Here is a 13518-nt window from a genome sequence, read left to right on the forward strand (position 1 = left end):
TCAGATGGTGGGCGATGGCGTAATATTTGTAGCCCTAAGCCGCATCTGGCGTAGGATTTTTGAAGATTTAAGGTAAGGGTTATGAACATAAAGAGCTTGAGTCTGCCACTGGTTGTGCTCACTTTCCTGGTATTGGCCGGTTGCTCGACGCAGACTGTCGTGACCTTGCAGAACGGTACCCAGTACCTGACCAAAGACACACCGAACGCCAAGACCACCGATGGTTTCTACGAGTTCACCGACATCGCCGGCAAGCGTGTGCGGGTCAAGGCTGCGGATGTGGCGACGGTGATCAAGGAAAAGTGATCCACTGACAACACAGGCTAAGTGTGGGAGCGGGCTTGCTCGCGAAAGCGGTGGTTCAGTATCAGATGTGCTGCCTGTTACACCGCTTTCGCGAGCAAGCCCGCTCCCACATTGACCGCGTTTCAACCCCTGATTAGCTAATGGCAATCCCGTCCGCCGACAGGCTGTTAAGCCCTACCCCCACCAGCGTCACCGAATCTCCACCAAAGCTGAGCACCGTATCGGCCCCCACTGCCGTGGCATGGTCGCGCACGTCATAGTGCCCGCCCACGCCGTCCACCCCCATGAACACCAGTTTGTCCGTCGCCTGGTAACCGATGATCTTGTCCTGGCCAAACTGGCCAGTGAACAGGAAGGTATTCTTGCCGCCGCCGCCCTCCATCAGGTCATTGCCGGCTCCGCCCACGAACACATCGTTACCCTTGCCGCCGATCAGTTGATCATTGCCATCCTGGCCAAACAACCAGTCACCACCGGCATGGGCGTTGAGCACATTGTCGCCGGCATCGCCCTTGACCGATGAGGCATAGGCCTTGAGGTCCTTGCCTGCCAGCAGGCCTTGGTCGGTGACGCTATGGGTAACGTCCTTGTTGAAGAAAAACAGATAGCTTTCCTTGCTCACCAGCGCACCGATGTCCTGGGTCATGCTGATGCCGCCATGGCTGTCGCGCACGTACAGGGTCCCTGCCCCATCGTTGGCGACATCAACGTTTTTCAGCGACTGTTGCAAGTCCAGGGTGTTGTAGCCCGAGCCACCGAGGATGATGTTATAGCCGCCACTGTCACGGAAGGTGTCATTGCCGGTGCGCCCTTCCAGGTAGTCATTGCCACTGCCCCCTTGAATCAGGTCGGCGCCGTCGCTACCAATGATAAAGGTGCTGCCCGTGTGGGCTTCGGCATTGCGGTTGAGGTCCTGCACCCAGGTATTGGCCTTCGCCGGATCCGACAGGTTGGCGACAATAATCGTCGAGTCCCGGGTGGTCAGGTCGTAGAACTTGGACTCCAGGATACGCGTCATGCCGTCGCCATAACCCGTCGGCAGATGCGTCACCCAGGTCGGAAGGTTAAGGATGGAAAACGGCAGCACATTCCACAGCGCCGAGGCGTAGTAATCGTTGAAGCTGACGATATTATCGGCAGTCGACTCGTGAGGTGCGTCGTGCACCCCGAGGGACGACGGGTTGAACGAAGAGCCATCCAGGGCGCGGTATACCGGGTCCTGTTCATAGCCGATGTTCAATACCTTGTCGCTGGCGCTTTGAGTCGGTGAAGCGTAGGCCAGGTAGTTGGCGTCCTTGTAGAACCCCGACCATTTGTCGTTGCTCAAGTCGGCCATGCTGTTGACCGCAATGCCCCCAAGGCTGTGGCCGCTGACCAGCACGTCCTTGCCTGTCAGGCCTTGGCTACCGGCGTAGGCGGCGACGTCCTGGAGCAAGGTGCCGAAGGCTTCGCCCGAGTAGTTTTTCGCATAGTCCTTGGGCCCGAAGGCAGACAGCAGGTCGTTGACCAGATCACCGATGGAGTCAGTGATCAGTGTCTCCCGTGGCCCCGACGTGCCGCGAAAGGCAATGCCGATTTCCAGCAGCTTTCCGGCATCGTCGTATTTGCCCAGCACCTCCGCCTGCGCGGTGGTGTAGCCCGCTTTTTCACCAAAGAACGTCCCACGCGCATCGACCTTGCCGTCATAGCCCAGGGTACTGGCGCTGATGGGTGTCCAACCGGCCTTTTGTACGGCATCGAGGGCGGCTTTTTCCGAGTCGGGGTTCCACGGAACGCCCGGGATTATGCCCTGGGAATCGGTGCTGCCAAGCAACGCTTGTACCAGGGTGGCTGGCAATCCAAGGCCCAGCCCATTGTGTTGATATCCAACGGCGAAGCCGTTGTCCAGGTTGTGGTAGGAATACAACGTGATCGCCATGGCATCGGCGAACAGTGCTTTGGAGTCCTCGGTCCCGAGGTTTTTGTAGTCATAGACACCCATGGTATTGCCTCTCTTTTGTTGGAGTTTTCGAGAAAGCTAAAACTGCATAGATCTACTGTTGGAAATACTTGATGTGGGAGCGGCCCTGCTCGCGAATGCGGCTGTAGCCGCTGCCGAAGCATGAGGCTGCGATGGGCCGCGTAGCGGCCCCAAGGCGGCGGTCCTGTGGACACGCATCGCAGCCTCGTACCTCGGCAGCGGCTACAGCCGCATTCGCGAGCAAGTCGAATCGTCGCACCGCCGCTCCCACATTGGATCTCCTTTGTGTCAAAGGTCTGGGATCAGAACGCCCAATCCAGGCTCAACCCCACCCCGTGGATTTTCTCCCTGCTGGCCAGCAGACCGTTGTAATCAAAATTCACCCGTGCATCCTTGGTCAGCGCCAGGCTGACCCGAGCTCCTACCAATGCCGCATCACGCACCATCGACGAACTCTCGACCGAGAACGCCGTACTGTCTGATGCAAAAGCCAGGTGCCGCTCGGAGTCGGTGCTGCTCAGGTTGTGCTGCCAACCCAACGTGCCGGACACCTCCAGTTGCTGGTGATCGGTCACGTTGAAAGTTTTCAACGCGCGCAGACCCAGGGTGCTCAACACCACGTCACGGCTGTCATCGCCCCCCTTGAGCGCGGCTGCATCGCCCTTCTCGGTGAAACCATCCATGTCCAGGTGCACGTAAGCCAGGTTGGCGAACGGTTCCAGGGCCAGCGGTTGCAGGTTCAGGCGATAGGCCGCTTCGGTGAACACTTGAGTGGTGTGGGCATCGACCTTGGCTTTCTGCTTGCCGGACACTTCGCCGTATTGCAGTTCGCGCTTCACATCGGCGCGGTGCCAGCTGTACGTCGCACCACCGGTCAGGCGCAACGCGCCGATTTCATGCCCGGCATAAGCACCGAGGTGGTAGCTGTCCACTGACGCCCGGGAGTGAGTGCCGTCGCCCATGTTCAGCGATGTGTCGCTGTAACCCCCCACCAGACCGATTCGGGTGTCGTCATCCAACACGCCGTCCACACCCGCCAGCATGCCGCCGATGGACGTGGTGTAGCCCGCCGTGTCGCTGCCACTGTTGGTCTTGCCCCACGCCCCCAGGGCCTTGACCCAGACGTTGCCACGGGTATCGATGGTTTGGGTGGACGTGCCCATTTCGCCTTGCTGCAAGCGTTCACCCACGGCTTCGCGCAGGTAGCGGCTGTCATTGATCAGCGCGGTCTCCAGGGCTGGGTAGATCTCCCCGGTCAACTGCTGGAAGGCTCCTTGGGCCGACGCGGCGTTGGGCGCCAACAACAAGCTTTCATAGACGCCATTCCCGGCACCCAGTTGCTCGACGGCAGCCGCCACCGAGCGTTGGTTATCGGTGGCGGCGACGCTGGCGAAGCTGTTGCCATTGCGGCCCACATCCAACTGCACACCGTTGGCGGCGTAATTCAGCGTGCCACCCAGAAACAGGTAGTTGGGCAACACCGAACCGAAGCTGCCCGTAACGCCGCCAGCGGCCTGGAGAATGTTGTACTGGCGACCGATCAGGCTCTGGGCTTCAGTCTGGCTGAGCAGCGTCGGACTGTTTTCCAGGGCCAAAGTTACCGTGCCGCCGTTGAGGGTAGCCTTGCCGCCCGCGACGATGCGATCACTGCTGGTGGGTGACAGCTCCACGGCATAGGTTGAGCCTGCATCGAAGCTCACATCCCGGGCCACGTTCAAGGTGCCGATGGAGTTGCCCGGTGCCACGGTGCCGCCGCTTTTGGCCGCCAGAGAGCCGATACGTCCGGAGCCGCCGACGACACCGCTGTTGCTGACAGTAACGTCAGAGGTGAGCGAACCATTGATCGCCAGCAGGCCTTGCTTGACTAGGGTCGGACCGCTTTAGGTATTGGTGCCGGTCAGCACCAGGGCACCAATCCCTTGTTTGGTCAGCCCGCCGTGACCGGAGATATTGTTGCTCCATACGTCCAGTCCGCAATGCACGTCATTGCACACTCGCTGGGTCGGTTTACCGGCGTCCACCACGGCGCCAATCCCCGGCAGGTCCGCCACAAACTGACCGCTGCCATAGCCGCCGTCGATACGGAACTCCGCCGGAATATCCTCGGCGGTGATAAACATGCCTGGGCCGTTCACTGCCTTGCCCAGGTTGATCATGCCCCAGCCGTACAGCGAGTCGATGCCGGGGGCACCGAGGTCAGTAGCCGTGGTTTTCAGGATCGTGGAGATCTGGTCGCCGCTCATGTACGGGAACCGCTCCATCAACACCGCTGCGGCACCGGCCACATGAGGGGCCGCCATGGAGGTGCCATTCTTGTTTTCCCACTCCTGCTTCATGTTCTCCAGCGTCGTGCCGTTGAACACCGAGCTGTAGATTTTGGTACCGGGCGCCGAGACGCAAAAGCTGGCGGCATAACCGCAACGCGAGGAAAAGGTACTGATCACATAGGGGTCGCTGCTGGCGGTGTCGGGGTTCTGTTGCAAGGCCGCCACCGACAGCCAGTTGGGTGCGATGTCGGGCACAAAATACCCCAGCCCCGACATGGCATCCGGGTTGTTGCGGTTGTAGTCGTTGCCGGCGGCGAAGATGGTCAGCACACCACTGCGGGCCGTGTCGATAGCGCCTTGGTAGGCCCCGCCGGCAATGGTGCCAAGGATCGGCCGGATATTATTGAACTGCGCCTGGGCTTCATTGACCGTGAAGTTTGGGAAGGCCGGATCGCGACCGCCCTTGGCGTACTGATCACCGATACCGATGCCCCAACTGTTGTTGACGATCCGCGCACCGCTGGCCACCAGTGCGTCCCAGCCCGCTTTGTATACCGCACCGTCGTTGCCGAGGATGATCCCGTCTTCGGGGCCCGGGTCACCGTTTTCGGCGCTGATGATCTGCGCGTTGAACGCTACGCCATGCATCGAGCCACCGTCACGGTTACCCGCCGCGATACCGCCGACGTGAGTGCCATGGTTGCCCAGCTTGCCATTGGAACCCAGGGACGGCGTGCCGTCGTAGCGGAAGGCATCGCCGGCTTTCACCGGGATATAGGGGTCGGTGTATTGGCGGATGCCTTCGGTGACAATCGTCACCACCTTGTTGGGGCTGTTGAACTCCGGATGGGGGGCATACACCGGCTGGTCGAAGATCCCCAGCTTGACGCCCTTGCCGGTGTAGCCGGCGGCATAGGCCGTATCCGCATGCACCGCGCCCAGGCCCCAGTCGGCCTTGAATTCATTGCTGCGCCAACTGGCGGCATCGCCCAGTTTGCCGGTTTCAACGTAGGGTGCGGCCTGGGCGGTACCCAGGCTTGCCAGGCAACACAGCAGCGCGCCGTATGGCACGCAGCTCAAGGCCTTGAGCGGGTAGCCCGGGCCTGTTGACGGGGCGGTGTGTAACCCTCGGTTTTTTACGTTCACGGTGACCTTCCTTAGTTTTTTATTGCATTTGTGGTGAATCACTTCTCTTTCGAACACCGGCGGCTGAGTGTGGGAGCGGGCTTGCTCGCGAAGGAGGTGGTTCAGTACCAGATGTGCTACCTGTTACACCGCTTTCGCGAGCAAGCCCGCTCCCACACAAGCCCTCCCACATTTGATCCGTGGTTCAGGTTCAGAACTGCCAGTTCAGGCTCAAACCCACGCCCTGGTTCTTCTCCCGGCCACCCAACTGGCCGTTGTAATCCAGATTGACTCGCGTGGTTTTGCTCAACGCCAGGCTCGCCTGCACACCTACCAATGCGGCATCGCGCAGCAACGGCGAACTTTCAACCGCGAACGACGGACCACCGGCAACAAACGCCAGGTGCTCTTCGGACTCGACGGCGCTGAGGCTGTGCTGCCAGCCCAACGAACCGGATACGTCCAATTGTTGATGGTCATTGAGGTTGAAGGTTTTCAGGGCACGCAGGCCCAGGGTGCTCAGTACCGCGTCGCGGCGATCGCTGCCGCGCTCAAGGGCGGCGGCATCACCTTTTTCGTGGAAGCTGTCGCTGTCCAGGTGCACATACGCCAGGTTGGCGAAGGGTTCCAGGGCCAGCGCTTGCAGGTTCAAGCGGTAGGCGGCCTCGGTGAAGAGTTGGACGCTACGGGCATCCAGCTTGGCCTTCTGCTTGCCGCTGACTTCGCCGTACTGCAAGTCCCGTTTGACGTCGCCACGATGCCAGCTGTAGGCACCGCCGACGCTCAGGCGCCAGTTGCCCAACTCATGCCCGGCATAAGCGCCGAGGTGATAGCTGTCGATGGACGCCGACGAATGCGTGCCGCTGCCCATGCTCAGGGAACTGTCGCTATAGCCGGCCACCAGGCCGATGCGGGTCTGTTCGTCCAGCGCACCGTCGACACCCGCCAGCATGCCGCCGATGGAGCTGGTGTAGCCGGCGGTTTCGCTGCGGCTGTCGGTCTTGCCCCAGGCGCCCAGGGCCTTGACCCAGACGTTGCTCTCACCTGTTACCGGCGTATGGCGCAGGCGCTCGCCCACTGCATCCCGCAGGTGACGGCTGTCATTGATCAGCACCGCGCCAATCGCCGGGTAGATTTCCCCGGACAACTGCTGGAAGCCCTGCTGCGCCGACGCTACAGAATCCGAACGCAGCACGCTTTCATACACCGGGTTGCCCGCACCCAATTGTTCGGCAGCAGCAGCCACGTTGCGCTGATTGCGGGTCGCGCCCACGCTGGCGAAACTGGCGCCGTTGCGGCCGATGTCCAGTTGCACGGCGCTGGCGGCATAGTTGAGGGTGCCGCCGAGGAACAGGTAATTGGGCAGTACCGCACCAAACTGCCCTTGTATCCCACCTGCGGCCTGGAGGATGTTGTATTGCCGGCCAATCAGGCTTTGGGCTTCGGTCTGGCTGAGCAAGGTTGGGCTATTTTCCAATGCCAGGGTCACGGTGCCGCCGCCCAGTACGGCCTTGCCACCGGCAACAATGCGGTCGCTGCTGGTTGGTGTCAGTTCCACCGCATAGGTGGATCCCGCCGCGAGATTGACGTCACCGGCGACCTGCAAGGTGCCCACCGAGTTTCCCGGTGCCACGGTGCCGCCGCTGTTGGCGGTCAGCGAGGCGATACGGCCGGAGCCACCCAAAGTACCGCTGTCATTGACGGTGACCGCCGACGTCAGCGAGCCGTTTACCGCCAGCAATCCACCGTTGACTGTGGTGGCGCCGCGATAAGTGTTGTCGCCGGTCAGCACCAGCGTGCCGGCGCCCGACTTGATCAGGCTGCCCTGATAAATACGCTGCGCTGCAGCGGCATCCCGCGCACTGCCGACGGCGTAATCGGTCTTGTCCTGCTGACTGGCGTTGGCACCGACGCCATTTTCCCAGCCTTTGTCTTTCAAGGTTTGCTGCCAGGCCGTGTGTTCGGCGCTGTCTTCGGTTTGACGCTGAATCAGCGCCTTGTCGGAGATTGCGTTGCTCCACACATCGCCCTGCCCGGCCGCCAGGGTGTAATCCGTTGGCCCCAGCAGTTGACCAGGCCCGTGCATCGCCCGGCCCAAGTCCGGCACGCCCCAGCCGACCTTGGTGTTCGGCGCATCAGTGATTGATCCATCCAGCTGTGTGGCCGTAGTCAGCAGCACCTGCAACGCCTGCTCGTTGTTCATGTAAGGGTAGCGCTCCATCACCAGCGCCAAGGCGCCAGTGGCATGGGGCGCCGACATTGAGGTGCCGGATTTAACCCCATAACCGCCATCCGGAACGGTGCTGTTGATCAGCGCGCCCGGCGTGGAAATGCACCAATACTTGGCGATGCCGCACTGGTTGTATTTCTGGTTATTGGCCTTGTCCAGGCCCGACACCGCCAGCCAATGACCTTCCAGCTCCGGCTGGAAATACGGCAGTGCCGAGCGCACGCTGGCATTGGCATAACCGCTGTTGCCGGCGCTGAACACGTTGATCACACCGGCCTTGGCCACGTCGGCGGCAGAATCCAGCCAAGTGCCCTGGTTGTAGTGCTGGGCATAAGCGGCATGCAGGTCGCCCAATGTCTGGTAGCTGACGTCCTTGGGCTGGCTGCCCCAACTGTTGTTGATCGCCCGCACGCCCGAATCCACCAGGGCGCTGTACACCGCCTTGAAGTACTTGGGGTCCGGGGTCGGGCCAAACAGAAAGCTGTCGTTGGCGTTGGTATTACCGACGTAGATCTGTGCGTTGTACGCCACGCCGTGCATGCCGACGCCATCACGGGCCGCGCCCATGGTGCCGGTAACGTGGGTGCCGTGGGAGTCGTTGTTGGGGTTGAGTGCGCCGGTGGTGCTGAACGGACTGCCATTGACGTAAGTGCCCGTGGCGGTGACGGCGTGATAACGGTCCTTCGACGCTTCAGGATGGTTGGGGTCGAAGCCCGAGTCCAGGGCGCCGATCTTCACCCCGCTGCCGGTGATGCCGGCAGCGTAGGCTTCGTTAGCTTTCATGCGGTCCAGGCCCCAGTCACTCTGGTATTCAGGGGAGCGCCAACTGGTGGGGTTGCCCAACAGACCGGTCTCGGCGTACTGCGCGTTAGCCGCAACGGACAACAGCAGCAAGGAGCCGGCGGTCAAGGGTTTGAAGCGACGTGGTTGGATGATCATGAAAAGTCCTTGTTTTCTTATTGTTAAAACACGCTGTGGTGCTGAATTTGTTCTGTGGCGAGCGGGCGTTTGTGGCGAGCGGGCTTGCCCGCGTTGGGCTGCGCAGCCGCCCCAATAAACTCGCCTCCATATGTCAGACAAAGCGTGGTCTCAGGTTTCAGGGCCGCTGCGCGCCCCAACGCGGGCAAGCCCGCTCGCCACAAAAGCCTATTCAGTACAAAAAAACTCCACGATAGGCATTCCGTTACTTGCCTGCCATCGGTCCAAACGCCTCATCCACCTTGGCCAAGTCGGTATCGCGCAGGTTGCCGGCGTAGTAATGCAGTTTGGTCCAGGCCATCAAGTAGTCGTAACGGGCCTGGGCCAGGTCGCGACGGGTGCTGTACAGCTGCTGCTCGGCGTTGAGGGCGTCGAGGTTGACCCGCTCGCCACCGAGGATGCTTTGCTTGGTCGAGATCACCAGCGCCTCGGCCGAGACCAGGGCTTTTTGATAGGCCCGCAGCTTGCTCACCCCCGACAGGCAGGCGCTGAACTGGCGGCGCAGTTCGATCAGGGTTTCCCGCGTCTTGCCTTCCAGCTCGTACTCGGCTTGCTCCATGGCACGACTGGCCTGGCGGGTCGAGGCCGATACACCGCCACCGGCATAGATCGGCACACTGACTTCCACGCCGATGGTGTTGGTGTTGTAGCGCTGGTTGTAGGTGTTGCCGGTGTCCGACTCCTGCCGCCGGGAGGTGGCGTAGGCCGTCACCCGTGGCAAGTGCCCGGCGCGGTTGCGTTCCACTTCGTAGCGCGCCACTTCCAGGGACTGGCGCTGGGACGCCAGCGTCGGGTTGTTGGTGAGTGCCAGTTCATGCCAGGTGTCGTAGTTGGCCGGAGCCAGGGTGAAGGTGGCGAAACCTGCGTTGAGGGGCGCAAGGTCGGTGATATTGACGCTGGGCATGCCAATCAACGCGCCCAGCTCCCGCAGCGAGGCGTCCTGCTCATCCAGTGCCTGGATTTCCTCGGCGGTGGCCAACTCATAACGCGACTCGGCTTCGAGGATATCGGTGCGGGTCCCCTCGCCCTGCTTGAACAGGTGTTCGTTCTGTTGGAACTGCAGCTCGAAGGCCTTCTTCTTGGCCCGCGCAATATCGATCTGGTCCTGGGCAAACAACGCCTGTGTGTAATAGCTCAGTACCCGCACCAGCAGCGCCTGGCTCTTGTCGCGAAAACTTTCATCCGCGAACAGCGCCTGGGCCACGCCCTTGCGATAGTTGGCATAGGCTTCGTAGTCGAACAGCGGCTGTTGCAGACTGAAGGTGGAGCCGAAGCTTGTGTAGTTGCGATCGTCGCGATACGTCCCACCCGTACGGGAGTCCGGCAAGTGGGCCTCAGAGTCGTTGCGCCCCTTGTTGTAGTTGTAGGAGAGCCGTGGCAACAGCCCGGCGCGGCCAATGATGCGGTTCTCCAACCCCGCGTCGCGCTCCTTGATGGCGCCAAGAAAGACCGGATCGTTGCGCAAGGCCTGCTCATAGACATCAAACGGGCCCATGGCCGCCTGGGCAGTACCGCACACGAGGAACAGGGAAATGAACACTGACTTCATGCTCATTCCTCAGTCAACGCGGAGCCGGCGCGATCCAGCAGCGGCTTGAACAGGTAATTGAGCAGCGAGCGCTCACCGGTGCGCACAAACATCTCCGCCGGCATCCCTGGCTTGATTACCAGGCCGTGGAGTTTTTCCAAGGCACCGTCGCTGACGGTGGTGCGCAGCACGTAGTACGGCGCGCCGGTCTTCTCGTCGAGCATCTGGTCGGCGGAAATCAGGCTGACCTCCCCCGGTACCCGTGGCGTGCGGCTCTGGTTGAACGCGGTGAACAGGATGTCCACCGGCAAGTGAGTGCCGACCTTGTCCACCAGGTGCACCGGCAGATGGCCTTCCACTTCCAGGCGCGTGCCCTGGGGCACGATCTCCAGCAGGGTTTCACCGGCGCGCACCACGGCGCCTTCGGTGTGCACCCCAAGGTTGACCGCGATGCCGTCAGCCGGGGCGTTGATTTCACTGTGTTGCAAGTCAAACCCGGCGGACGTCAGTTGCTGCTCCAGGGTCAGGCTGCGCAGTTGTGCATCGGCCAGTTGGCTGCGCACCTCCTTTTGATACTCCTCGACGTGCTGTTGCTGCTTGAGTTTCGATTCGAGGATACCCTGCTCCACTCGCCCGCTTTCCCCGGTGTTCTGCGCCAGGTCCTGTTGCACCTGGGACAGTTGCCGCTGGTACTCCATCAAGCGGTTGCGCGGGATATAGCCGTTGTCGGCCAAGGGTTGCAGGTTGCTCAGTTGATCGCGCAGGGATTGCGCCTGGGCCGTAAGGTCGCTGCGGGCGCGGCGCATGCCGTTCAGTTGCGAGGTGGCACCTTCAATGCTGGCGCGGATCCCGGCTTGTTCCCGGGCAAAGGCTTCGCGACGACTGCTGAACAGTTGGCGTTGACCTTCCAGCACCAGGGCCAGGGCCGGGTCAGGATTGCCGCTCAGTTCGGCGGGAAAGGTGATGCTGGAGCGGTTGTCACGTTCACTCTGCCAACGGGCGACGCTGGCCCAGGCCATGCGGTACTGGGCCTGCAGCGATTGCACATCGGCCTGGCTTTGCGTCTGGTCGAGACGAAACAACGGCTGGCCCTGTTTCACCACCTCCCCTTCACGCACCAGGATCCGGCTGACTACGCCGGGGCTGAGGGTTTGCACAGCTTTGCGCTTTCCGGAAACCACCACCGTACCCTGCACCGGAATGCCTTGATCCAGCGGCGCCAGGCTGGCCCAGAGAAAGAAACCACCGGCGCCGACCACCGTCAGGATCCAGCCCATGCGGGCAAAGAACCGCGCGTCGCGCTCAGGGTGCGTCTGCTCATAGTCGCGGTTGATTTGAATGCTGTTGTCGATGCTCATGCGCCTGGATTCCTTCCGGCTTGATACTGACGGCTGAGGCTGCCCCCGGCCTTTTCACGCGGCGCTTCTTGTGGTTGACCGGACAATGCGCGCAACACCTCCTGGCTTGGACCGAACGCTTGCAGGCGCCCTTCGTTGAGTACCAGCAACTTGTCGGCCTGGGCCAGGGCCGAGGAACGGTGAGTGACCAGGATCACGCTGCTGCCCTGGGCCTTCATCTGCACGATGGCGCTGGCCAAGGCGGCTTCGCCGACGGTGTCGAGGTTGGAGTTGGGCTCATCGAGCACGATCAACCGAGGGTTGCCGTACAACGCCCGGGCCAGGGCCACCCGTTGCTTCTGGCCGCCGGACAGGCCGCTGCCGTCATCCCCCAGCACCGTGTCGTAGCCGTGGGGCAGGCGCAGGATCAATTCATGCACGCCGGCTTGCTGGGCGGCTTGTACCACAAGCTCCGGATCGGCTTCGCGAAAGCGCGCGATGTTATCGGCGATGCTGCCACTGAACAGTTCGATGTCTTGCGGCAAGTAGCCAATATGCGGGCCGAGGTCGTCGCGGTCCCAACGGTGGATGTCCGCACCGTCCAGGCGTACCGTCCCTCCCAAGGTTGGCCAGACACCCACCAATACTCGCGCCAACGTGGACTTGCCGGAGCCCGAAGCACCCAGTACGCCCAGCACTTCCCCCGCCGTCAGGCCAAAACTGACCTGATGCAAGGTCGCCATTCGGCGCCCAGGAGGCCCGGCAGTCACTTGCTCGAAACTCACCTGCCCCTTGGGCGCCGGCAAGGCCATCTGTTCACCTTCCGGTGGAAACTCCTGCAGCAGGCTATCCAGGCGTTGATAGGCCAACTTGGCCGAACTCCATTGCTTCCACACGGCAATCAATTGATCGATCGGGCTTAACACCCGGCCCATCAGAATAGAACCGGCGATCATCATCCCGGCGGTCATGTCGCCCTTGATCACCAGCAGCGCGCCTAACCCAAGTACCAGCGATTGCAGGCACAGCCGTAATGACTTGCTCAGGGAACTGATGATCGAACCGGTGTCGCTGGCCTTGTTCTGCAACCCCAGAAACCGCGAGTGCACCTGGAACCAGCGTTTGCGCAACGCACCGAGCATGCCCATGGCCTGGATGGTTTCAGCGTTGTGCAGATGGCTGGTCGCCAGTTGCGTTGACTGTTGGGAATAGCCGCTGGCTTGACCCAGCGGTTTTTTGGTCAGGTATTCGTTGAGACAGGCCAGGGCGATCAGCAGCACCGCGCCCGCAGTCGCCAACACCCCGAGCCAGACGTTGAACAGGAAGATCACAAACAAGTAGATCGGGAACCACGGCGCGTCAAAGAAGGCGAACAGCGCGGGCCCGGTGATGAATTGGCGAATGTGGGTCAAATCCCCCAGGGATTGCCCGGCGTGCCCCTCGCCCCGCTTCAGGTTGCGTTCGAACGCCGCCTTGTACACCTGCAGGTTGAAGCGACGCTCCAACTGGCTGCCGATACGGATCACGATAAAACTGCGGATCACTTCCAGCACACCGATAAACGCGAAGAAGCCCACCACCATCAGGGTCAGCATGACCAGGGTGGTTTCGTTCTGGGAAGAAAGGACGCGGTCATAAACTTGCAACATGTAAATCGAGGGCACCAGCATCAGCACGTTGATCAATGCGGTGAAGCAACCAATGCTGATCAGGATACTTTTGTAATCGCCGAGTGCTTTGAACAGCGGTGCAACGGGAGTGGTCTTCGCCATGTTGCTTAATTTCCC

Annotated in this window: 6 protein-coding genes and 1 pseudogene; 1 reads left to right on the forward strand and 6 read right to left on the reverse strand. The window is 61.4% G+C overall.

The window, feature by feature from the left end; translation table 11 throughout:
- Positions 1-81: 81 nt before the first annotated feature.
- Positions 82-306 carry a YgdI/YgdR family lipoprotein gene (locus tag J7E41_RS12630; protein ID WP_214993342.1) on the forward strand — a complete coding sequence of 75 codons (225 nt, stop codon included), beginning with the start codon at positions 82-84 and terminating at the stop codon, positions 304-306.
- 133 nt (positions 307-439) lie between these two features.
- On the opposite strand, the gene J7E41_RS12635 is transcribed toward J7E41_RS12630, so the two are convergent.
- From J7E41_RS12635 to J7E41_RS12660, 6 genes and pseudogenes are all read right to left on the reverse strand, one after another.
- The gene (locus tag J7E41_RS12635) at positions 440-2287 is read right to left on the reverse strand and encodes a polyurethane esterase (protein WP_214993344.1); all 1848 of its coding nucleotides are present in this window, start codon (positions 2285-2287) and stop codon (positions 440-442) included.
- A gap of 281 nt (positions 2288-2568) precedes the next feature.
- A pseudogene (locus J7E41_RS12640) lies at positions 2569-5604 on the reverse strand (autotransporter outer membrane beta-barrel domain-containing protein).
- Positions 5605-5869: 265 nt separating this feature from the next.
- Positions 5870-8827, reverse strand: a complete 2958-nt coding sequence (gene eprS / locus J7E41_RS12645; RefSeq protein WP_214993346.1) for an autotransporter serine peptidase EprS — start codon at positions 8825-8827, stop codon at positions 5870-5872.
- Between the two features lie 244 nt (positions 8828-9071).
- Complete coding sequence (locus J7E41_RS12650; protein ID WP_214993347.1) at positions 9072-10415, reverse strand: TolC family outer membrane protein; 1344 nt, start codon at positions 10413-10415, stop codon at positions 9072-9074.
- Positions 10416-10417: 2 nt separating this feature from the next.
- Complete coding sequence (locus J7E41_RS12655; RefSeq protein ID WP_214993348.1) at positions 10418-11752, reverse strand: HlyD family type I secretion periplasmic adaptor subunit; 1335 nt, start codon at positions 11750-11752, stop codon at positions 10418-10420.
- Positions 11749-13503, reverse strand: a complete 1755-nt coding sequence (locus J7E41_RS12660; RefSeq protein WP_214993349.1) for a type I secretion system permease/ATPase — start codon at positions 13501-13503, stop codon at positions 11749-11751. Before J7E41_RS12660 ends, J7E41_RS12655 begins: the two co-directional genes overlap by 4 nt.
- Positions 13504-13518: the final 15 nt, after the last annotated feature.

The organism is Pseudomonas fluorescens, from assembly GCF_018614655.1.
GTDB classification, from domain to species: domain Bacteria; phylum Pseudomonadota; class Gammaproteobacteria; order Pseudomonadales; family Pseudomonadaceae; genus Aquipseudomonas; species Aquipseudomonas fluorescens_BX.